Source organism: Roseateles depolymerans (genome assembly GCF_003387155.1).
GTDB lineage: Bacteria > Pseudomonadota > Gammaproteobacteria > Burkholderiales > Burkholderiaceae_C > Roseateles > Roseateles depolymerans.
The window spans coordinates 188,026-209,798 of record NZ_QUMT01000004.1 but is presented as its reverse complement, the minus strand read 5'-3'; the positions used below and the strand labels follow the sequence as shown (position 1 = coordinate 209,798).

At 67.5% G+C, this 21,773-nt stretch carries 14 protein-coding genes; 5 read left to right on the top strand and 9 right to left on the bottom strand.

Annotated features, from left to right (window positions below):
- Nucleotides 1-434 precede the first annotated feature (434 nt).
- Both DES44_RS19825 and DES44_RS19820 read left to right on the top strand, forming a co-directional pair.
- The gene (locus DES44_RS19825) at nucleotides 435-2,153 is read left to right on the top strand and encodes an AMP-binding protein (protein ID WP_058937692.1); all 1,719 of its coding nucleotides are present in this window, start codon (nucleotides 435-437) and stop codon (nucleotides 2,151-2,153) included.
- Between the two features lie 401 nt (nucleotides 2,154-2,554).
- A complete protein-coding gene (locus DES44_RS19820) occupies nucleotides 2,555-2,932 on the top strand; it encodes a YkvA family protein (RefSeq protein WP_058937050.1) in 378 nt (125 codons plus the stop codon).
- Between the two features lie 3 nt (nucleotides 2,933-2,935).
- On the opposite strand, the gene DES44_RS19815 is transcribed toward DES44_RS19820, so the two are convergent.
- Both DES44_RS19815 and DES44_RS19810 read right to left on the bottom strand, forming a co-directional pair.
- The gene (locus DES44_RS19815; RefSeq protein ID WP_058937049.1) at nucleotides 2,936-3,847 is read right to left on the bottom strand and encodes a LysR family transcriptional regulator; all 912 of its coding nucleotides are present in this window, start codon (nucleotides 3,845-3,847) and stop codon (nucleotides 2,936-2,938) included.
- Between the two features lie 598 nt (nucleotides 3,848-4,445).
- Nucleotides 4,446-4,769, bottom strand: a complete 324-nt coding sequence (locus DES44_RS19810) for a DUF4148 domain-containing protein (RefSeq protein WP_058937048.1) — start codon at nucleotides 4,767-4,769, stop codon at nucleotides 4,446-4,448.
- 290 nt (nucleotides 4,770-5,059) lie between these two features.
- Here DES44_RS19810 and DES44_RS19805 point away from each other — a divergent pair, with 290 nt between their 5' ends.
- Nucleotides 5,060-6,406: an MFS family transporter gene (locus tag DES44_RS19805; protein ID WP_058937047.1), complete on the top strand. Its 1,347-nt coding sequence runs from the start codon at nucleotides 5,060-5,062 to the stop codon at nucleotides 6,404-6,406.
- A gap of 61 nt (nucleotides 6,407-6,467) precedes the next feature.
- Here the strand turns inward: DES44_RS19805 and DES44_RS19800 are convergent, their stop codons facing one another.
- The 7 genes from DES44_RS19800 to DES44_RS19770 form a co-directional block, all read right to left on the bottom strand.
- Nucleotides 6,468-8,126, bottom strand: coding sequence for a SulP family inorganic anion transporter (locus tag DES44_RS19800; RefSeq protein WP_058937046.1), 1,659 nt, complete (start codon nucleotides 8,124-8,126; stop codon nucleotides 6,468-6,470).
- A gap of 17 nt (nucleotides 8,127-8,143) precedes the next feature.
- A complete protein-coding gene (locus tag DES44_RS19795) occupies nucleotides 8,144-10,210 on the bottom strand; it encodes a GGDEF domain-containing protein (protein WP_147307151.1) in 2,067 nt (688 codons plus the stop codon).
- Nucleotides 10,207-12,351 carry a GGDEF domain-containing protein gene (locus tag DES44_RS19790; protein ID WP_058937044.1) on the bottom strand — a complete coding sequence of 715 codons (2,145 nt, stop codon included), beginning with the start codon at nucleotides 12,349-12,351 and terminating at the stop codon, nucleotides 10,207-10,209. Before DES44_RS19790 ends, DES44_RS19795 begins: the two co-directional genes overlap by 4 nt.
- Nucleotides 12,352-12,496: 145 nt before the next feature.
- Complete coding sequence (locus DES44_RS19785) at nucleotides 12,497-13,780, bottom strand: solute carrier family 23 protein (protein ID WP_058937043.1); 1,284 nt, start codon at nucleotides 13,778-13,780, stop codon at nucleotides 12,497-12,499.
- A 96-nt stretch (nucleotides 13,781-13,876) separates the two neighbouring features.
- Nucleotides 13,877-15,568, bottom strand: coding sequence for an ABC transporter ATP-binding protein (locus DES44_RS19780; protein WP_058937042.1), 1,692 nt, complete (start codon nucleotides 15,566-15,568; stop codon nucleotides 13,877-13,879).
- A 17-nt stretch (nucleotides 15,569-15,585) separates the two neighbouring features.
- Complete coding sequence (locus DES44_RS19775) at nucleotides 15,586-16,632, bottom strand: ABC transporter permease (RefSeq protein WP_116001802.1); 1,047 nt, start codon at nucleotides 16,630-16,632, stop codon at nucleotides 15,586-15,588.
- Between the two features lie 61 nt (nucleotides 16,633-16,693).
- Nucleotides 16,694-17,632, bottom strand: a complete 939-nt coding sequence (locus DES44_RS19770; RefSeq protein WP_058937040.1) for an ABC transporter permease — start codon at nucleotides 17,630-17,632, stop codon at nucleotides 16,694-16,696.
- A gap of 354 nt (nucleotides 17,633-17,986) precedes the next feature.
- Here DES44_RS19770 and DES44_RS19765 point away from each other — a divergent pair, with 354 nt between their 5' ends.
- Both DES44_RS19765 and DES44_RS19760 read left to right on the top strand, forming a co-directional pair.
- Nucleotides 17,987-19,831 carry an ABC transporter substrate-binding protein gene (locus DES44_RS19765; RefSeq protein WP_058937039.1) on the top strand — a complete coding sequence of 615 codons (1,845 nt, stop codon included), beginning with the start codon at nucleotides 17,987-17,989 and terminating at the stop codon, nucleotides 19,829-19,831.
- Nucleotides 19,803-21,734: an ABC transporter substrate-binding protein gene (locus DES44_RS19760; protein ID WP_058937038.1), complete on the top strand. Its 1,932-nt coding sequence runs from the start codon at nucleotides 19,803-19,805 to the stop codon at nucleotides 21,732-21,734. Before DES44_RS19765 ends, DES44_RS19760 begins: the two co-directional genes overlap by 29 nt.
- Nucleotides 21,735-21,773: the final 39 nt, after the last annotated feature.

The following is a 21,773-nucleotide window of genomic DNA, read 5'->3' as shown; positions in this document are numbered from 1 at the left end:
CAACGGCACGCCCAACCCCATTCGAATGCACCCGGATGCACTGGAATGCACCCAGGTGCATCCCGCTGAGTGCATCCTGGGGTCCCACGATCCGGCCTGCCGGTCCACTTCTTCACGATCCAGCGCTCCGACATGGGGCGTTGGATGCGTGCTGCGTCGTAGCCTTACGGCAAGGGCGCCCTGTGGCGTCCGCCTATAACCAGGCCCACCTATTCGGCGCTGACTCCGAATCTCTGGGGCTGAGCGACTGCCGTCAAGGTCCCAAAAGATCCCGCCGCACCCGCAGCACCGTTCGAGCCTGCTCGACCCCGGGCGCTGCGCAGCAGCCGCCCACCCCAAGCCACTCCCGCGGAACTGGCTTTGCCAGGCCGCTGGGAGGCGCCCCTTGGGGGCAGGAGCGAAGCGACTGGGGGGCCAAATACTTTGGGGTTTTGATGTCTGTTCCGCGCCTGTCGTCCGATGCCCTGGCCCTGCAGCGCCTCTACCACTGGGAGGATGAAGCGCCGGACCGCCTGACCCTGCGCCAGCCGATGGGCGGTGGCGAGATCAAGGACTTCACCTGGCGCGAGGTGGCCGACCAGACCCGCCGCATGGCGGCCCACTTGAAGACCCTGGGTCTGGAGCAGGGCTGGGCGCCGGGCAGCCGCATCGCCATCCTGTCCAAGAACTGCGCCTGGTGGCTGATGACCGACCTGGCCATCTGGATGGCGGGCTATGTGTCGGTGCCGCTCTACCCGACGCTGACCGCCGACAGCGTCCATCAGATCCTGACCCACAGCGAGGCGCGCCTGCTGTTCGTTGGCAAGCTCGACGGCTGGGAGGCGATGAAGCCGGGCGTGCCGGCCGGGCTGCCCTGCATCAGTTATCCGGTCTCGCCGGAGCAGGCGCAGGACGACTACGACACCTGGGACGCCATCTGCTGGGACACCGATCCCCTGCGGGGCCGGCCCAGCCGCGGCGCGGACGAGCTCTGCACCATCATCTACACCTCCGGCACCACAGGGCAACCCAAAGGCGTGATGCACAGCTTTGGCAGCTTCGCCTGGGCCATCCATTCCGGCCTGCGCCGGGTGAACCTGCACAGTGAGGACCGCATGCTGTCCTACCTGCCGCTGGCCCACGTGGTGGAGCGGGTGCTGGTGGAGCATGGCTGGCTGCGGACGGGATTGACGCTGTACTTCGCCGAAAGCCTGGATACCTTCGCTGCGGACCTCAAGCGGGCGCGGCCGACGGTTTTCTTCTCCGTGCCGCGGCTGTGGACCAAATTCCAGCAAGGCGTCTGGGCGCGGCTGCCGCAGGGCAAGCTGGAGCTGCTGCTGAAGCTGCCGCTGGTGGGCAAGCTGGTGCGCCGCAAGGTGCTGACCGCGCTGGGCCTGGACCAGTGCCGGCTGGCCGCGGGCGGTGCTGCGCCGATGCCGGTGGCCTTGCTGCGGTGGTATCGCTCGCTGGGGCTGCCGATCAACGAGGGTTATGGGATGACGGAGAACCTGGCGGTGTCCCACATCACCACGCCCGGCGAGGACCAGACCGGCACGGTCGGACCGGCCTACGACGGGGTGCAGACCCGCCTGGACCCGATCACCGGCGAGCTGCAGATGAAGAGTCCGGCGCTGATGATGGGCTACTACAAGCAGCCGGAGCTCACGGCGGAGACCATCACGCCGGACGGCTGGCTGCACACGGGGGACAAGGCGGACATCCTGACCAAGGGGTCGGTGTCGGGCTGCGTGCGGATCACCGGGCGGGTGAAGGATCTGTTCAAGACCAGCAAGGGCAAGTATGTGTCGCCGGCACCGATCGAGGATCGGCTGGGGGCGCATCCGCTGCTGGAGGCGGTGGCGGTGGCGGGCGCGGGCCTGTCGCAGCCGGTGGGCATTGCGATGTTGTCGGCGGAGGCGGTCAATCAGGTGGCGACGGCTGGCGGGCGGGAAGCGCTGCTGGCGGGGTTGGCGACGCATCTGGCCGCGGTCAATGCCAAGCTGGATCCGCATGAGCAACTGGACATGCTGGCGGTGGTGACCACGCCGTGGACGGTGGACAACGGCCTTGTGACGCCGACGTTCAAGGTCCGCCGGCCGCGTGTGGAAGAGCTGTTTGGCCCCAAGCTCGAGAGCTGGCTCACCCAGCGCCGCAAGGTCCTCTTGGTGGAGTGACTAGGCCCCCCAGTCGCTAGCGCTCCTGCCCCCGAGGGGCGCCACCCGGCGGCCTGGCAAAGCCAGTTCCGCGGGTGTGGCTTGATGGGCCCCCCAGTCGCTTCGCTCCTGCCCCCAGGGGGCGCCACCCGGCGGCCTGGCAGAGCCAGTTCCGCGGGTGTGGCTTGATGGGCCCCCCAGTCGCTTCGCTCCTGCCCCCAAGGGGCGCCACCCAGCGGCCTGGCAAAGCCAGTTCCGCGGGTGTTGCTTGATGTGGGCCTCAGTCGCTGCGCTCCTGGCCCTAAGGGGTGCAAGGATTGTTGGCCCCCCAGTCGATTTGGTCCGCGCGGTGCGGTCTCTTGGGGCGAGAGGGGCGGGGGGACCTGCTGGATGGGTGGGCAGGGCTGGCGCATGATGGGGGCATGAAACGAGCCTCGCTCAAGCGGTGGGCCGCCCTCATCAAGGGCGAGCTGCTCACGGTGTATTACGCGGCCCGGGATCGGGAAGCGCCCTGGCCCGCCCGGCTGCTGGCACTGGCCGTGGCCGCTTATGCGCTCAGTCCCATCGATCTGATTCCGGACTTCATCCCCATCCTCGGCTGGCTCGACGACCTGATCCTCGTGCCCCTCGGCTTCTGGCTGGTGCTGCGCCTGATGCCGCCCGCCGTGATCGCCCGTGCACGTGAGCGCGCGGCGCTGCAACGCGCCCGCCTGCCCCGCAACCTGCGCATGGCCGTCGCGATCGTGGTGCTGTGGGCGCTGCTGCTGGTGCTTCTGCTCTCTCTGTGGCTCGGACACTGAGGCTCATACGCCGAGTCCGCGCTTCTTGAGCGTTTCCGCGACCCATTCGACGAAGACGCGCATGCGGGACGAGACGTAGCGGTTCGGGGAATAGACGATGTGCACCGGAATGTCGGGGCCTTCCCATTCCTCGAAGAGCGGGACCAGGGCGCCGCTGGCCATGTGCTCCTCCACGGCGTAGGCTGCCAGTTGCACGACGCCCAGGCCGGAGAGACCGGCAGCCAGATACGCATTGCTGTCGTTGACGTCCAGGCGTCGGCGTCCCTGGATCTCCAGGCAGGTGCCGTCGCGCCAGAAGGTGAAGGGGAAGGCGCGGCCAGTGCGGGGAGAGAAGTAGCCCACGGACCAGTGCGGGGCCGCGTCCAGGTCCTCGGGCTGGCGCGGGATGCCGTGCTGCTGGAGGTAGTCGGGCGAAGCACAAATGCGGAAGCGGATCTGGCCGACGCGGCGGGCCACCAGTCCGGGGTCGTCCACCCTGCCGACGCGCAGGACCAGGTCCACGTTGTCTTCGAGCAGGTCGATGGAACGGTCGCTGACGCCCAGTGCCACTTCGATCTCGGGATAGCGGGCATGAAAGTCCGCCATCGCCGGAATCAGCACCTTGGAGCCGGTGAGGGTGGTCACGTCCACCCGCAGGCGGCCGCGCGGGCGGCTGTTGTCGTGCAGCATGCCCTGATCAATGGCTTCGAGCTCGCTGAGCAGTGCGATGGTGCGCTCGTAGTAGGCCGCGCCGTCCTGGGTCACCGTCACTTTTCGGGTGGTGCGAGTGAGCAACTGGACACGCAGGCGCGCTTCCAGGGCCTGGACGAGCCGGGTCAGGCTGGCCTTTGGCAAGTCCATCGACTCGGCCGCCTTGGTGAAGCTGCCGGTTTCCACCACCCGGGCAAACGCCCGCATCTGCACAATCCGGTCCATGTGGCCCCCCAGTCGCTTCGCTCCTGCCCCCAGGGGGCGCCTCCCTGCGGCCTGGCAAAGCCAGTTCCGCGGGAGTGGCTTGAGGTGGGGCCCCTGGGCGCTTCGCTCCTGTCCCCTGAGGCGCCTGCCTGCGGGCTGGCGAAGCCAGATGGACGGGCAAGTCGCGGGTCTTTTTGGGGAGCAGTGAACGGGATGATTTTGGATATTCGGGTGGGGTGGCGCTAGCGGGTATGCCCGTCCCCCCGTTGAATATCGTCACGGTGAGAGATTCCCATGTCTGCGCACAAAAAGGAATACCCTTTGGGTGATACGAATATCTCCCAAAGGGTATAGAGGGGGTCGGTGGCGGCGCGAGGAGGAGTGCGGAGAATCACCGCCACCGACCGAAACTCACCAGTCGCTGCCCGTCAGGCCTGCGGCCTGAGGGCCCCTCCAGCCACTCCCGCGGAACTGGCTTTGCCAGGCCGCTGGGAGGCGCCCCCTGGGGGCAGGAGCGAAGCGACTGGGGGGCTCATCAAGCCACTCCCGCGGAACTGGCTTTGCCAGGCCGCTGGGAGGCGCCCCTTGGGGGCAGGAGCGAAGCGACTGGGGGGCCCAATCAACGGCCTGCGACGGTGGTGGCGGAGGGGGTGCCGCCGAAGCGCTTGACCAGGGTGGCGTAGTAGGGCGAGCGGCGCAGCTCGGCGTACTTGGCCTGAGCTTCCTGGCGACGCGCCACGTCATAGCCGTACGTCTCCGATTGCTCCACAGCCTGCAGGCCCGACTCACGATAGATCTGCAGGTCCGCCAGCACTTCAGCACGGCTCACCTGGCTCGGTGTGTTCACCGGCTGCAGATGCGGGTTGTCATTGGCCATCGCTTGGCCGGAAATAGCGGCCACAGAAGCAAAAACCACGGATGCAATGATGTTCTTGGTGCTCATGATGATTCCTTTCAAATTCAGCCTCAGGGCATTTTGCGAAGGGGCTTTGAGCGGTTTCGACAAGCTCGGAATTGATTTGTCGATGGCGTAACGATAGAGGATTAGGGTTCACCCTTAAATCCATTCGCAAGCAACACACCGTTGAACCTTTTGGAACAATGACCCCCATCGCCGCTATTTGTGCGATTGGCGGTGAGCAACGCCCGCTGAACGCCAGCCCGTGCGCGCTGCGTTCATGACCCTTGGCCCAGCGTCAGCCGCCCACAAACCGCGGGAGTAGGCTTGCCGCCATGAACAGCCTCAACACCCCCGCCGCGGCAACGGCCGGCACCCCGCCCGGCAAGATCCCCGGTCACTACACCCCGCATGAAAAACGCGACCGCATCATGGCGATCGTGGGCGCGTCCTCCGGCAACCTGGTGGAATGGTTCGACTTCTACGTCTACGCCTTCACCTCCATCTACTTCGCCCAGGCCTTCTTCCCGAAGGGCGATCCGGTGGTGCAGCAGCTCAACAGCGCCGGCGTGTTCGCGCTGGGCTTCCTGATGCGCCCGGTGGGCGGCTGGCTGTTCGGCCGCATCGCCGACAAGAAAGGCCGCAAGACGGCCATGATGATCTCGGTGCTGATGATGTGCGGCGGCTCGCTCGCCATCGCCTTCATGCCCACCTACAACAGCATCGGCGTGATGGCCCCCGCCCTGCTGCTGCTGGCCCGTCTGTTCCAGGGCCTGTCCGTGGGCGGCGAATACGGCACCAGCGCCACCTACATGAGCGAGGTCGCCCTGCGTGGCCAGCGCGGTTTCTATGCCTCGTTCCAGTACGTGACGCTGATCGGCGGCCAGCTGTTGGCCGTGGCGGTCGTGGCCATCCTGGAGCTGACACTCACCGACGCCCAGTTGCATGACTGGGGCTGGCGCATTCCCTTCGTGGCCGGCGCCCTGACCGCCGTGGTGGCCTTCTACCTGCGCCGCTCGCTCAACGAGACCGCCAAGTCCGAGCAGCTCCAGAGCAAAACCGCCGGCACGATGCGTGAGCTGTTCAAGCATCACACCAAGGCCTTCCTGATCGTGCTGGGCTTCACCGCAGGCGGCTCGCTCGCCTTCTACACCTACACCACCTACATGCAGAAGTATCTGGTGCTGAGCGTGGGCCTGGACAAGAAGGTGGCCAGCACCATCATGCTGACCGCGCTCTTCTGCTACATGTGCATGCAGCCGCTCTTTGGCGCGCTGTCGGACCGCATCGGTCGCCGCACCTCGATGCTGCTGTTCGGCCTGCTGGGCATGCTGGCCACCTGGCCCATCCTCACCGCGCTGCAGTCCGTCACCAGCCCGTATGCCGCCTTCGGCCTGATCATCGTGGCCATGGCCATCGTGAGCCTGTACACCTCCATCGGCGGGCTGATCAAGGCGGAGATGTTCCCGCCCCAGATTCGCGCCCTGGGCGTGGGCCTGTCCTACGCCATCGGCAACGCCATCTTCGGCGGCTCCGCCGAAGCCACCGCGCTCTACCTCAAGTCCATCAACCACGAGAGCCTGTTCTACATCTACGTGTCGGTGATGTGCGGCTTCGCCTTCCTGGTCTGCTGGCTGATGCCGGACCTGCGCAAGACGGGCTATCTGAACGACGAGCACTGACGGGGCCTCACCCGGCCCGACGGAAGCAGCGCCGCGCATCCCTGCGCCGCTGCTTCCCCCTTCACGGCGCGTCGTCGCGCATGCCCTGGTGGTGGCTCATGAACAGCCGCCCGCGGAACCAGTCCTCCCAGCCGCCGGCCTTGAGCCGGTCCAGCACTGGCCCCTTGACCTCACTGAGGTCCAGGCGCCGGTTCTGGCGGCTCAGCGCGTCCTGAAGCTCCTTGAGCGCACTCACACCGCTGAAATCGATGCTGTTGACCGGCGACATCTGCAGCAGCACCCGGCGTGTCCCCGGATGCGTGTCCAGATGGGCCTGGACCACGTCGGCCAGGCTGCGGCCATTGAGAAACAGCAGGCTCTCGTCGATGCGCAGGCCCAGGACCTGCGGGTCCAGCTCCACCTGGTAACGCTCCACGTTGCGGTAGTGCTCCGTGCCGGGGATGCGGCCGATCAGCGCCACATGCGGACGGGCGCTGCGTTTGAGCAGCAGCGCGATCGCCCCCAGCACGCCCAGCCCCAGGGCAGCGGTGATGCTCACCCCCAGCACCAGCAGCGTGACGGCCCCCATCAGCAGCGCCTCCCCGCGGTCATAACGCCAGGCCTCGCGGTAGGGCTGCAGCGCCAGTCCCGACAGCACCGCCACGATGATGCTGGCCGCCAGCACCGGCTTGGGACACCAGGCCAGCACCGGCGACAGGGTCATCAGCGCCAGTCCCATCAACGCCGCCACGAAGACACCGGTCATGCGGCTGCGGCTGCCTGCATCGCTCATCAGCACGCTGCGGGAAAAACTCGCGGCGGCCGGCATGCCGCCCGTCAGCGCGGCAGCCAGGTTGGCGCCGGCCAGCCCCATCAGCTCCCGACGCGGAAACACCCGCTGTCCGACGCGCCGCGCCAGGGACTCGGCCACCGCCAGGCTGGACACATAGCCCAGCAGCGCAATCAAGGCCGCGCCGGGCAGCAGGGCCATCCAGAGTTCCGCGTCCAGCCGCGGCACGGTCAGATGCAGGGCCAGCGGCGGCAGGGTCCCGACCCGCGCCAGCCCTTGCGGGTCCAGGGCCCAGGTGGCCGCCACGCCGGCCATCAGCACCCCCAGCGGAGCCAGCCGCGCCGGCAGGCCCTTGGGCAGACGGCGCACGGCCACCAGGGCTACCAGCGCCGCCAAGCCGAAGGCGGCACTGATGCCGCGCGCGTCGAAGCCATGCTGCTGCGCGGACGTCCAGAGCTCCGGCAATGTCGCCCCGGAGGCCGTCAAACCCAGCAGCACCGGCACCTGGCTGGCCGCAATCGCCAGGGTGGCGCCGGTCTCGAATCCATGCAGCACCGGCACCGACAGCAGTGCCGCCAGTGCATCCAGTCGCAGGAGTGCGGCAGCGCCCAGCAGCAGCCCCACTTCCGCCGCCAGCACCAGCGCGGCTTCGCTGGGGCTCACGCCTGTCGGTGCCAGCGCCAGGGTCTGCAGGATCATCAGTGCCAGGACCGCCACCGGGCCGATGTTCAGGAAAGGACTGGAGCCCAGCACCGCATACAGCAGCGGCGGCATCAGGCTGGCATACAGACCCACCTGCGGCGGCAGCCCGGCCAGCATCGCATAGGCCAGGCTCTGAGGGATCAGCAGCACGCTCACCACGAGCGCCGCCACCAGGTCGTCCTTCAGGGCCGTCTGGAGATAGGTCTGCACACGCTGGCGCAGCGGCGAGTGGGGGTCGTTCAGGCGCATGAGCGCGAAGATGGCATTCAGTGGGTTCCGTCGGCGGGCTGTTCCGGCCCCAGCAGCGTCTGCAAGCGCACCAGGCCGCGGCTGCAGGCGGCTTCGAAGTCCGTCTCCACCTGCGACAGCGCCTGTGCATCCTCGGCCTGCACCGCCTCGATGCCGTGCGCCCGGTTCCGCCCTTGGGATTTGGCAGTGTAGAGCGCCATGTCGGCCCAGTTGACCGCCTGCTCCCAGTGCTGCGGCAACAGGGCGGGCGCCAGCGGAAAGTGGCCATAGCCGATGGACGCCGTCACCCGCAGCGAGCCCTCGGCAATGGCAATGGGCTGGCTGCCGATGCCGCTGAGGATGCGCTCGGCCAGATGCTGCAGCGCGGAGGGCGCCACCGTCCTGGCGAACACCAGGAATTCCTCGCCGCCCCAGCGCACCACCAGATCGTCCGACCGCACGGCCTGGCTGATCCGCCGCGCGACCTCGCGGATGACCATGTCGCCGGCGGCATGGCCATGGCGGTCGTTGACCTGCTTGAAGTGATCGATGTCGATCATCAGCAGCGCGCCGCGGAAGGCGTCGCCGGCTTCCCGATCCATCACCGACAGGAAGTGCCGCCGGTTGGCCAGCTCGGTCAGCGGGTCCCGTTCACTCTGGGCCCGCAGCAGGCTCTGGTTGGCCTTGAGCCGCTTGTTGGTGTCCCGCACCCGCACCAGCATCACGCCCATCAACACGACGGACAGGCCCAGCAGCACCGCCAGGCCCACGCCCGCATATTGCGCCAGGCGCCGGTTGGTCAGCTCCTGGTCCTGCAGGGCCTGTTGGCGCCGGGCCAGCTCCAGGTCCCGCTGGCGGGCTTCGATGTCGTACTTGTGGCTGAGCTGGCGCAGCGCCGATTCCCGCTTGCGCTGGGCCGTCTCGGCACTGAGGCTGCGCTCTTCGTGATAGAGCCGAAGGGCCTCGCGGGGCTGGTTCACCGCGGCATAAGCCTCGCCCAGTTCACGCAGTTGCAGGATGCGCCGCACGGCATCGTTGTCGCCCCGGGCCAGTTCGATCACGCGGTTGATCTCGCGCCGCGCCGCATCGAACTGGCGCAGCAGCACCAGCGACACTGACAGGTTGTGCCGCAGCGTCCGCTCCAGCTTCTGGTCTCCGAATTCCTGCACCACCGGCAGCGCCTGGCGGGCCAGCATGGCGGCGCGCGCCGGCTGCTGGGTGTGCATGTAGGCATCGGCCAGGCTGGCCTGCATGCTGGCCACCTCCCGACGGGCGGTGGTGTGGGCGGCCAGGCGCAGGCCGTCCTCCAGCAGCGCCAGTTGCGACTTGGTGTCGTTGCGCAGCGCCGCCATGCTGGATTCAACGATGCGCAGCCGGACGGTGGCCCCCACATCGCCCTGGGCCAGCTGCAAGGCCTGCGTGATCCGCTGCTGGGCCACGGCCGGCTGGTCCAGGTCCTGGGCATTGAGGGCCAGCTGCGACAGGACCATCAGCGTGGCGAAGGTGTCGCCCGCCGACTGGGCCAGCTCCAGCGCGCGGAGCAGCCGCACTTCTGCCGAGGCCGGTTCGCCACGGGCGCTCTGGGCCCGCGCCACGATGCGCAGGGCCGTGTAGGTGCTGCGCCAATCGCAGCCGGCCTTGACCTGGAAGGTCGGGGTCTCCTGCGGGCAGCCGGGGTCCAGGTCGGCCAGCGCCTGCTGCGCCAGCTCTCCCGCCTTGACCGGCTGACCCGAGCGATCCTGCACTTCGGCCCGCAGCAGCAGCGCCAGGGGCTGTCCGCCGGGGCGATTCTCGAGCCGGTCGGCCCAGCGCCGCGCTTCGTCCATGTCGCCCGCCATGGCCTGCACGCGGCCAATGGTGTAGTCGATGCGCAGGGCATGGTCCGGGCGGTTCGCCTCCGCGCGGCTGCTGCGCAGGGCCTGCAGGCCTTGCAGGGCTTCTTTGGGCTCGTTGTAGCCGGTGCGTTCCCATTGGGCCAGCTCCGTGTCGAGCTGACGGTCGTGGCTGTCGCTGGCGGACACCGCTGCCGGACCGCTGAGGCCGAAGGACAGCAGCAGCGCCGCGAGGGCCACTCGCGACGCACGGGCCCGGTGGAGGCGGCTCATGACCGCTCCTCCATCTGCGGGCCCAGCAGGCTGATCAGATTCACCTGGCCCTGATGCCAGGCCGACTCCATGCGGCCGGCCAGCGTCAGCAGCTCTTCCCGGGTGCCGGCATGGATCGCCGCCACGCCATAGGCCTTGTTCCGTCCATGGGCCTTGCTCATGTACATGACGGTGTCGGCCATGTCCACCGCACGTTCCCATTCCAGCGTCAGGCCCGACGGCGCCATCGGGAAGCTGGCAAAGCCGATGGAGGCGCTGATCGGGATGGACAGCGGCCCGTGGTTCACCGGCATGCCGCCGATCTGGTCCAGCAGGCGCTGGGCGAGCAGGCGAGCGTCTTCGGTGTTTTCCGAGCGCACGAGGATGAGGAATTCCTCCCCGCCCCAGCGCACCACCAGGTCCTGCTCGCGCAGCACGCTGCGCAGGCGGCGCGCCACCTCCACCAGCACCGAGTCTCCGGCGGCATGGCCCCACTGGTCGTTGATGCGCTTGAAGTGGTCGATGTCCACCAGGAAGAGGCTGCCGCGCAGGCCCTGCTGCGCGTCGCAGCGGGCGGCCACGTCCTTCTGGAAGTGACGACGGTTGGCCAGGCCGGTGAGCGGGTCGCGCTCGCTCTGCACCCGCAGCGATTCATTGGTCTGCGCCAGGGCCGCATTGGTGCGGCGCACCCGTCGGTAAGCCAGCGCCAGCAGCGCGCCGGACAGCAGCACGCCGACGCCGACCTCCGCCCACAGCTTGAGCTGCAGGTCGCGGTTGCGGATCTGCTCGGCCTTGAGGCTGTTGTCCTGGTTCAGCAGCTGGATCTCCCGTTGTCGCTGCTGGTCTTCAAAGCGCGCCTGCGCCTCCAGCATGGCCTTGCGGGTTTCGTCCCGCAGCACGGCATCGAACAGCTGCCGGGAGCGGTGAAACGCATCGACCGCGCCGGCGATGTCATCGGCCTTTTCCAGATAGCGTCCCAGTTCCAGCCAGGACTCGGCGGTGTAGCTGCTGGCCTCGCGCTGGGCGTCCATGGTGATGGCCTGCAGCACGTCGCGCTTGCCCTCTTCCAGCCGCCGCATGCCGATCTTGGCGATGCCCATGTTGTGACGGGCCAGGATTTCGGTGTGGATGTCCCGCAGGTCCTGCGCCAGCACATTGGCCCGCTGGGACAGGTCCAGGGCCCGCGAGTAGTTTTCCTGGCGCAGCTCGAAGTCGGCCAGGTTGCCCAGGGCCAGCGCCTCCAGGTAGCGGGACTGCGCTTCCTGGGCATACCGCAGCGCCTGCTCGCTGCCCAGCTTGTTGAGCGCGGAGTCGGCGTCCTGCGAATGCACGATGGCCATCATCGTGTAGACGCTGTAGAGCAGCACCGGGTCCGGATCCCGCTTGGCCGCTTCCAGCGCCTCGGCGACGATCCGCTTGGCATGGTCGGCCTGCTGGGCGCGGAAGTAGGAGAACGCCAGGGTGATCTGCGCGCTGGCTGCGCGCCAGGTCGAGCCCATGGCCCGGGCCAGCTCGATGGCCTTGCCCAAGCTCTCGGCCGATGCGTCCACCTCGCCATAGTCGCTCTGCAGATAGCCCTGCAGCAGCAGCGCACGGAACATCATGCGCCGTTCGGCGGCGGCGGGGTCCAGGTCGGACAGGGCGGACAACACCCGAATGCCGGCGCCGAGCTGCCCATTGTTCTTGAGCCATTGGGCTTTGGCCAGCATCAGGGCCAGCGGCACTTGCGCGCGGGCCGGAGAGCTGGCGGGCCAGGTCTTGAGGGTCTCGACCGCGGCTTCATGCCCCGTCCGGTCCCGGATCTGGGACAGCAGGGCCGCCCGCTGGCTGACCGCTTCCATGCGCTCGGCGCTGTCCGCTGGCAGCCGCGCTTCGAGATCCAGCAGCTGGCGCACATGTTCCTGCGCCTGCGCCACGCCAATGCGCTCCTGCTGTTCCAGCTCCAGCGCCATCGCCCGGTCCAGCGACGCGGACGCGCCGGCGGCCGGGCCCACCGCGGTTTCACGGGCCGGGCAGCCGGCCAGCAGGCCCACCGACCCCAGCACCGCCGCGAGCAGCGAGCAGCGGCCCCACCGGCCCCACTGCCACCACCCTTGCGGGAACCGGGCGGGCGCGATCGGCGGCTGGGCCGTTGCGGCGAGGGTTCGTGGGGTCCGGAACATGGGCGTCGTGCAGGGGGGCGGCGGGTGGCGGCTGAATGGCGACGTTTGTACGTGTTGTTACGGGTTGTTCTGGTGCTGCCCGCCGCTCAACCGTGCACTAGTGCGCGGCGGCGGCAGGATCGGGCCCGACGGGCCCGGTGTGCGTTCAACGCCCGCCACGCCGGAGGACGGCATGCAACAGGATGGCGCCGAAGGTGGCGGTGCCGATGCCGCCCAGGGACATGCCGCCCAGATGCAGCGTGTAGTCCCCGGTGCCGATCACCAGCGTGATCGCAGCCACCATCAGGTTGCGCGGGTCCTTGAAGTCGACCTGATGCTCGACCCAGATGCGGGCACCGGCCACGGCGATCAAGCCGAACACCACGATGCTCACCCCGCCCATCACCGCCAGCGGAATCGCCTGGATCAGCGCGCCGAACTTCGGCGAGAAGCCCAGCAGCAGCGCCATCAGCGCCGCCACGACAAACACGGCGGTGGAGTAGATGCGGGTGGCCGCCATCACGCCGATGTTCTCGGCGTAGGTGGTGACCCCGGTTCCGCCGGACGCTCCGCTGAGCATCGTGGCTACGCCGTCGCCGATGAAGGCCCGTCCGAGGAAGGGCGACATGTCCCGTCCGGTCATGGCGCTTACCGCCTTGAGGTGGCCCAGGTTTTCCGCCACCAGGATCAGCGCCACCGGCACGATCATCAAAATGGCCTGCGTCTCGAAGCGGGGGGCGGTAAAGGTGGGCAGGCCCAGCCAGGCCGCCGTCTGCAGGCCGCTCAGGTCGATCGGCTTGCCCAGCCCCAGGCCGTTGGTCAGCAGCGCATACAGCAGGCTCGCCACGATCAGCCCGGCCAGGATCAGCAGGCGCCGGATCATGCCGCGTCCATGCACGGCCACCAGTGCCACGCAGACAAAGGTCAGCCCCTGCATCCAGGCATCGAAGGGCGTCGGCGCCATGTTCTTGATCGGAACGGCCGCCAGGTTCAGGCCGATCACGGCCACCACGGCCCCGGTGACGACCGGTGGCATCAGCTTCTCCACCCAGCCGCCGCCCACCGCCGCCACCACCAGACCGATGAGGGTGTAGACCAGGCCGCAGATGACGATGCCGCCCAGGGCGGCCGGCAGATTGACGTTGGGGCCGCTGCCGCCATAGCCGGTGGCAGCGATCACCACGCCGATGAAGGCGAAGCTCGAGCCCAGATAGCTGGGTACCCGTCCGCCGGTGATGAAGAAAAACAGCAGCGTGCCCACGCCGCTCATCAGCACGGCCACGTTCGGGTCAAAGCCCATCAGCAGCGGAGCCAGCACGGTGGCCCCGAACATGGCGACCACATGCTGGAGACCCAGCGCCGCCGTTTGTGGCCAGGACAGTCGCTCATCCGGAGCGACCGCCGTCTCGGGGCCGGCCGCCACAGGGCGCCAGCGCATCAACCAACCCATGGTGTTGTCTACCTCAGTGAAACAGCCACCGAGTGTAGTGAGGCTGGCGACCGGTGCTCTCCGGGCAATCCCAGCCCGGTGTTCCCAGGCGCCGGGTCAGGCCACTGCAGCGGTGGTGTCGCGCCCGGTGTAGCCGCGGGGCACCGCGCCCAGCAGGTCGCGGGTGTATTTCATCTTCGGCGCGGCCAGCAGCTGCCGCGCGTCGGCCTGTTCCACCACCGCACCATGCTGCATCACCAGCACCTCGTCGGAAATGAACTTCACCACCGCCAGGTCGTGGCTGATGAAGATGTAGCTCAGCCCGAATTCGTCCTGCAGGTCCTTGAGCAGGTTGAGCACCTGCGCCTGCACCGACACGTCCAGTGCCGACACCGCCTCATCCAGCACCAGCACTTCCGGCCGCAGCGTCAGGCACCGCGCAATCGCGATGCGCTGTCGCTGGCCGCCGGAGAACTCGTGCGGGTATTTATAGAGCGCCGATTCATCCAGCCCGACGCGCTTCAGCAGGGCGCTGGCCGTGGCCAGCCGCTCGTCGTGGGACGCGCCGATGCCGTGGATCTCCATCGGCTCCACCAGCGTCTGGGCGATGGTGAAGCGCGGATTCAGCGACGCATAGGGATTCTGGAACACCACCTGGATGCGGCGGCGCATCTTCTGCCAGTCCGCGCCCGACATCTTCAGCAGGTCCCGCCCTTCGAACAGGACTTCACCGCCGGTCGGCTCGTGCAGGCGCAGCAGCGTCAGGCCCATGGTGGTCTTGCCGGAGCCGGACTCGCCCACCACGCCCAGCGTGTGCCCCTTGCGCAGCTGGAAGTCCACGCCCTTGACCGCCTGGAACTCCTGCTTGCTGAACAGGCCGGACTTGAAGAAGAAGCTCTTGCGCAGACCGCGCGCTTCCAGGATGACCGGTGCGTCCGGGTCCTTGGCCTTGGCCGTGCCTTGTGCCTGGCGGCCGGCGATGTGGTCGTCGATCACCATCAGGCGGGCCGGGTTCTCGGTCAGCGACGGACGGCAGGCCAGCAGGGCCTTGGTGTAGGCATCCTGCGGCGCATGGAAGATCTGGGCGACCGGGGCCTGTTCCCGCACCTCGCCGTGGCGCATCACCACCACATGGTCGGCGATCTCGCCCACGACGCCCAGGTCGTGGGAGATGAACAGCATGCTCATGCGATGCTTGTCCTTCAGCCGGGCCAGCAGCTCCATCACCTGGCGCTGGATGGTCACGTCCAGCGCGGTGGTGGGTTCGTCGGCAATCAGCAGCTTCGGGTTGCAGGCCAGCGCCACCGCGATCATCACCCGCTGCTGCTGGCCGCCAGACATCTCATGCGGATAGCTGCGCAGGCGGCGCTTGGGGTCGGGAATGCCCACCTCGTTCAGCAGCTCCTCGGCCCGCACCAGCGCCTGGCGACGCGACAGGCCCAGGTGCTTCATCAGCGGTTCCATGATCTGGTCCGCCACGGTGAAGACCGGGTTGAGCGAACTCATCGGGTCCTGGAACACGCAGGCGATCTCGCGCCCGCGCACCGCCTGCAGCTGGCGCAGGCTGGTCTTGAGCAGGTCGCGCCCCTGGAAGAGGATCTGCCCGCTGCGCTCGGCATTCTCCGGCAGCAGGTTGAGAATGGACATGGCTGTCACGCTCTTGCCCGAGCCCGACTCGCCCACCAGCGCCACGGTGCTGTTCTCCGGAATGTCGAAGCTCACGCCCTTGACCGCCAGTGCCCGCTGCACCTCGCCGTGAACCTTGCCCACGCGGAAGGCCACCTTCAGGTCCTGAATACTCAACAACATGGTTTTGCTCCTCGGCTTCAGCGCAGCTTGGGGTCCAGCGCATCACGCAGCGCATCGGTGAACAGGGAGAAGGCGGTCACGAACACCGCCATGAACACCGTCACCACCGCCAGTTGCCACCAGTAGCCGAGGATCAGCTCGTTCTGGGCTTCGGACAGCATCGTGCCCCAGGAGACCTGATCGACGCTCACGCCCAGGCCCAGGTAGGACAGGATCACTTCGCTCTTGATGAAGGACACCACATGCAGCGACAGCTGCACCAGCGCCACATGCGAGACGTTGGGCAGGATGTGCTTGAACATGCGCGAGGTGCGGCTGGCGCCGATGGCCTCGGCCGAGCGCACATATTCGCGCACCGAGTGCTTCATGAACTCCGCCCGCACCAGGCGGTAGATGCCGGTCCAGCCCGCCAGGCCCAGGATCATCACCACCGGCAGCACCCCGCGGCCGAACACCACCGCGAAGGCGAAGATCAGCAGGATGTTGGGCATGGCGGTGAAGACGTTGTAGACCCACTCCAGGAAGTCGCCCACCTTGCCGCCGTAAAAGCCGGACAAGGCGCCCAGCACCGTGCCGATCAGCGTGGCCACCACGGCAGCGAGCACGCCCACCATGATGGAGATCTCGGCGCCCTTGATGGCCTTGGACAGCACGTCCCGACCCAGGCGGTCCGCGCCGAAGGGCAGGGTCTGCGCGCGGGGCGATTCATCGGTCTTGTACTGCTTGGCCCGCTCGGTCCATTCGCCGTACTTCGGCGCGAGCGGGTCGATGTCGCTCAGGTCCACATTCGGCCCCTTGGCGGCGGCGACGGTGGCGGTGGTGTCCGTGGCGGCCGGGCCCATGAAGGTCGGCGGTGCATTGGGCACGCCGGTCTCCTTCTGCCAATCGCCGGCCACCAGGCCCAGGCCCGCGGCCAGCACCAGCAGCAGCGACAACGCCACGATGGCCAGTGCCGTCATGCCCACCTTGTCCGCCCGCATGCGGCGCCAGGACGCCACCCACACCCCTTGGGATTTCTGGGCCTTGGGACTGGCCGCGCCTCCCGCTGTCATCACGCTGCTCATGCTGCGATCTCCGTCCTGTTCGCCCTGCTGTCTGCCGTCACGTTCGCCTTCAAGCTCGTCATCACTTCAGCACCACCCGTGGGTCCACCAGCTTGTAGAGCAGGTCGGTGACCAGGTTGACCACCATCGTCATGGCCGCGATGTAGATGGCAAACGCCTGGATGACCGGATAGTCGTTGCGGTTGACCGCCAGCAGAATCTCACGGCCCAGGCCCGGAATCGAGAAGAACACCTCCAGCAGGAACGAACCCACGAACAGGCTGGGCAAGGCCACCGAGATATTGGTCAGGATGGGGATCAGCGCATTGCGCAGCACATGCTTGAGCAGGATGGTCCGCTCGGTCAGGCCCTTGGCCCGCGCGGTGCGCACGTATTCATGGCCGATCTCGTCCAGGAAGAAGGTGCGGTAGAGCCGGGTGTAGGGCGACAGCGCCACGGCCACCGCCACGAACACCGGCAGCGGCGCATAGGTGGTGAGGTTGGTCCAGAGGCTGTCGCTCCAGCCTTGCACCGGGAACCAGCCGAGCTGGAAGGCGAAAACGTACTGGAAGACGATCACGTAGACCAGCAGCGAGATCGACACCGCAACGGTGGTGCCCATCATCACTGCGCGGTCCACCGCGCGGCCCCGCAGGTAGGCCACCGCCAGGGCGAACGGCACCGGCAGCAGCACTTCCAGCAGCAGGATGGGGATCATCACCGTCAGCGTCGCCGGCAGGCGGGTGGCGAACAGGTGCGCCACCGATTCATTGGTGGCCCAGCTCTTGCCCCAGTCGAAGGTCACGATCTGCTGGAGGAAGATCAGCAGTTGCTCCCAGAGGGGCTTGTTGAGACCCAGTTGCTCGCGAATGGCCTGGATCTGATCAGCACTGGCATTGAGGCCGCCCAGCACTTCCGCGGGGTCCCCGCCAAAGAATTTGAAGAGGAAGAACACCAGCAGCACGACCCCCAGCAAGGTGGGGATCATTTGCCACAGGCGCCTGATCAGGTAAGCCGCCATCGCTGGGGGACTCCATTCAAGCGACGCCGCACGGGCGACAGAAAAAGCAAAACCCCGGACGCTTGTGACGGCCAGGGCCCTTCGGGAACCATGCAAATCACGCGCGAGTCTATGTCAGCGTCCGAAGCCCCCACACCGGCATTTGCCCTGAATGCTTCGACGAAAAACCGGGAAGCTCATTCGGTTGTTCCTGCGTGATGGGCGTCCAGCGCCCAGGCCAGGCCGGCCGCCGGGAAGCCGCAGTGCCGTTGAGGGTTGTTGGCATGGTCAAACGGGGCTGCACGCCTCTAGACTGCGCGTTTTATCGCGCGCGGCCACAAGCCCGGCGCGCTGGCTTGCGAGGATGGTGTTTCGATGCGACGTTTGATGGCCTTCACGATGGCCTCGACCCAAGGCCTGGCCACGGCCCTGCTGTTCGGTCTTTCTTCCTGCCTGGCCCAGGCGGCAGAGCCTGCCGCCTCTGCGCCGGAGAAGGTGCTCCGGGTGGCGTATCGCCAGGCCGAGACCGGCTTTGATCCGGCCTATGTGACCGACCTGTATTCGCGCAACATCCTGGCCAACATCTTCGACACGCCGCTGCGCTTCAGCTATCTCAAGCGGCCCTACCAGCTCGAGCCTTCCGTCACCGACGGGCTGCCCGAGGTGCTGGACAACGCCACGCGCTTCGTCTTCAAGCTCAAGCCCGGCATCTACTTCGCCGACGATCCCGTGTTCAAGGGCCAAAAGCGCGAGCTGACCGGCGCGGACATGATCTACAGCATCAAGCGTCACTACGACCCGCAGGTCAAGAGCGGCCATCTCTATCGTCTGCAGGGGGCCGGCATCCTGGGGCTGGACGAGGTGCGCAATGCCGCGCTCAAGGGCGGCAAGCCCTTCGACTACGACAAACCGGTCGACGGGCTGCGTCTGCTGGACCGCTACACGGTCGAGATCCGCGTGCGCAACAGTGACCCGCGCTTCGCCTACCACTTCGCCGACCCCATGCTCAGCCTGGTCGCGCGTGAGGTGGTGGAGGGGTATGCCGGCCGCGTCGGGGAACATCCGGTGGGCACCAATGCCTATGTGCTGTCGCAATGGCGGCGCTCCTCGCTGATCGTGCTGACGCGCAATCCGAATTTCCGGGAGCTCTACTATCGAGAGCCGGTACCGGAGCATCGACCCGACCTGGCCGAGGATGTGAAGAAGCTGCAGGGCCGCCGCATGCCGATGGTCGACCGCGTGGAGGTCTCCATCATCGAGGAAAGCCAGCCGCGCTGGCTGTCCTACCTGCGCCGCGAATTCGACCTGCTCGACGACCTGCCCAACGAATTCGCACCGGTGGCCATTCCGCAGAACAAGCTCGCCCCCAACCTGGCCAAGCAGGGCCAGCGGGCCGTCCGGTATGAACGGGCGGACATCAGCATGAGCTACTTCAACATGGAAGATCCGGTGGTGGGTGGCTACACGCCGGACAAGATCGCGCTGCGCCGCGCCATCGCGCTGGCCATCAACCTGGACGAGCAGGTGCGCCTGCCCCGTCGTGGTCAGGCCAAGCCGGCGCAGGGCATCATCTCCCCGGGGGTGTACGGCTACGATCCGCAGCTCAAGTCCGAGATGGGCCAGTTCGACCGCGCCCGTGCCAAGGCCCTGCTGGACCTGTACGGCTATGTGGACAAGGACGGCGACGGCTGGCGCGACCTACCCGATGGCAGCCCGCTCACGCTGGAATACGCGACCGAGCCCGACGCCCAGAAGCGGCAGCTGGCCGAGCTGTGGCAGAAGAACATGAATGCCATCGGCGTTCGCATCCGCTTCAAGATCGGCAAGTGGCCTGAGAACCTGAAGGCGGCCAATGCGGGGCGCCTGCAGATGTGGGGCCTGGGCTGGAGCGCGGACGTGCCGGACGGCGAGAACTTCCTGGGCCTGGCGTATGGCCCGAGCAAGGGCCAGTCCAACAAGTCGCGCTTCGACCTGCCCGAATACAACCGGCTCTTCGAGCAGCAGCATTCCATGCCGGACGGCCCGGAGCGCCTGGCCATCATGCAGAAGATGCAGCGCATGGCCGTGGCCTACATGCCGTTCAAGGCGGAGACCCACCGGGTGTTCACCGACATCACCCAGCCGTGGGTGATCGGCTACGACAAGAATCTTTATCAGCGCGACTTCTGGGCCTATGTCGATATCGATACCGATGTGCTGCGCAAGTCGCAGTCGCAGTGATCTGATCGCCCCTCGCCGCTGGGCGGCTGCCGCCGCTCCGCTGCTGCTGGCCGCCTGGCTCAGCGGGCCCATGGCCAGCGCGGGCGCGCAGGCCCAGTCGGCCCCGCCCGACGGCAGTCCGCCCAAGGTGCTGCGATTTGCGCTGCGGGTGGCGGAGACCGGATTCGATCCGGCCAAAGTGAGCGACCTCTACTCCCGCATGATCACGCCCCACATCTTCGAGGGGCTCTACACCTACGATCATCTGGCCCGCCCGGCGCGCATGAAGCCGCTGACGGCCGCGGCCCTGCCCGAGGTCAGCGACGACTTCCGCACCTGGACCGTCCGCCTGCGCCCCGGCATCTACTTCACCGACGACCCGGCCTTCAAGGGACAACGGCGCGAGCTGACGGCCCAGGACTACGTCTACACCATCAAGCGGTTTGCGGACCCGGCGGTGTTGTCGCCCAGTTGGAGCGAGGTCGAAGAGATGGGGCTGCTCGGTCTCAAGGCGTACCGCGATGAGGTCCGCAAGCGCGGCATCCCCTTCGACTACGACAAGCCGATCGAGGGCCTTCGCGCCCTGGACCGCTACACCCTCCAGTTCAAGGTCGCCGAAACCCGCCCGCGCCTGATGGAGAACTTCGCGCAGAGCGACCTCTACGGCGCCGTGGCCCGCGAGGTCATCGAGGCCTACCCCGGACAATCCGCGGCCCATCCGGTGGGCACGGGGCCCTTTGTGCTGACCCAGTGGCGCCGCAGCTCGCGCATCGTGCTGGAGCGCAATCCCGACTACCGCCCGCGCTTCTACGACCAGGAGGTCCAGCCGGCCGAGGGGGATGCCGAAGGGCAGGCGCTGAAGGCGCGCTTCAAGGGCCGCCGCCTGCCGATGATCGATCGGGTCGAGCTCAGCATCATTGAGGAGAACCAGCCGCGCTGGCTGTCCTTCCTCAACGGCGAGTTCAACTTCATCGAGCGGGTGCCGGAGGACTACATCAACCAGGCGCTGCCCAACGGCCGGATCGCGCCGAACCTGGCCAAGCTGGGCATGAAGGCCTACCGCGTGTCAGCGACGGATGTGCTGTTCACGTCCTTCAACATGGAAGACCCGGTGGTGGGCGGCTACACGCCGGAGAAGGTGGCCTTGCGCCGCGCCATTGGGCTGGCCATGGATGTGGGACGGGAACTGCGGGTGGCGCGTCGGGGGCAGGGGTATGTGGCGCAGTCGCTTTACCTGCCCAACACCACCGGCTTTGATCCGGACTTCAAGAGCGAGGTCGGGGACTTCGATCCCGCCCGCGCCAAGGCGCTGCTGGACCTGTATGGCTATGTCGACAAGGACGGCGACGGCTGGCGCGACCTGCCGGACGGTCGGCCGCTGGTGCTGGAGAGCCTGACCACGCCGGAAGCCTTCCAGCGGCAGATCGACGAGATCTACCAGAAGAACCTGGCGGCGGTGGGCCTGAAGCTGGTGTTCAAGACCGGCAAGTGGCCGGAGAACCTCAAGGCGATGCGGGCGGGGCGTTATTCGATCTGGTCCCTGGCGACCTCCGGCTCCAAGCCCGACGGGCAGGATTCGCTGGCGCGCATGTATTCGGGCCAGATCAACGGCCAGAACTACGCGCGCTTCTCGATGCCGGCCCTGGACAAGCTCTACAACGAGGCCAGCCACCTGCCCGATGGTCCGCAGCGCGAGGCGGTGTTCCTGGAGACCAAGCGGATTGCCGCCGCCTACATGCCCTACAAGTACCGGGCGCATCGCTACATCACCGACATCACGCGGCCGGAGATCGTGGGCTACCGCCGTGCGCCGTTCTGGCAGAACTGGTGGGAGTATGTGGACATCGATGCCCAGCCCGCCACCGTGGCCGGGCGCTCGTCCGTGACGGCGCAGGCCGGCACCGCTCCTGCACCCCTTCGTTAGATCGCATCGCTGCCACCATGCACCCACCTGCTTCTCTGC

Excerpts from the sequence above, each read along its gene's own strand:
- DES44_RS19825 (WP_058937692.1), top strand. The coding sequence starts at position 435 with ATGTCTGTTCCGCGCCTGTCGTCCGATGCCCTGGCCCTGCAGCGCCTC.
- DES44_RS19820 (WP_058937050.1), top strand. The coding sequence starts at position 2,555 with ATGAAACGAGCCTCGCTCAAGCGGTGGGCCGCCCTCATCAAGGGCGAG.
- DES44_RS19815 (WP_058937049.1), bottom strand. The coding sequence starts at position 3,847 with ATGGACCGGATTGTGCAGATGCGGGCGTTTGCCCGGGTGGTGGAAACC.
- DES44_RS19810 (WP_058937048.1), bottom strand. The coding sequence starts at position 4,769 with ATGAGCACCAAGAACATCATTGCATCCGTGGTTTTTGCTTCTGTGGCC.
- DES44_RS19805 (WP_058937047.1), top strand. The coding sequence starts at position 5,060 with ATGAACAGCCTCAACACCCCCGCCGCGGCAACGGCCGGCACCCCGCCC.
- DES44_RS19800 (WP_058937046.1), bottom strand. The coding sequence starts at position 8,126 with ATGCGCCTGAACGACCCCCACTCGCCGCTGCGCCAGCGTGTGCAGACC.
- DES44_RS19795 (WP_147307151.1), bottom strand. The coding sequence starts at position 10,210 with ATGAGCCGCCTCCACCGGGCCCGTGCGTCGCGAGTGGCCCTCGCGGCG.
- DES44_RS19790 (WP_058937044.1), bottom strand. The coding sequence starts at position 12,351 with ATGTTCCGGACCCCACGAACCCTCGCCGCAACGGCCCAGCCGCCGATC.
- DES44_RS19785 (WP_058937043.1), bottom strand. The coding sequence starts at position 13,780 with ATGGGTTGGTTGATGCGCTGGCGCCCTGTGGCGGCCGGCCCCGAGACG.
- DES44_RS19780 (WP_058937042.1), bottom strand. The coding sequence starts at position 15,568 with ATGTTGTTGAGTATTCAGGACCTGAAGGTGGCCTTCCGCGTGGGCAAG.
- DES44_RS19775 (WP_116001802.1), bottom strand. The coding sequence starts at position 16,632 with ATGAGCAGCGTGATGACAGCGGGAGGCGCGGCCAGTCCCAAGGCCCAG.
- DES44_RS19770 (WP_058937040.1), bottom strand. The coding sequence starts at position 17,632 with ATGGCGGCTTACCTGATCAGGCGCCTGTGGCAAATGATCCCCACCTTG.
- DES44_RS19765 (WP_058937039.1), top strand. The coding sequence starts at position 17,987 with ATGCGACGTTTGATGGCCTTCACGATGGCCTCGACCCAAGGCCTGGCC.
- DES44_RS19760 (WP_058937038.1), top strand. The coding sequence starts at position 19,803 with ATGTGCTGCGCAAGTCGCAGTCGCAGTGATCTGATCGCCCCTCGCCGC.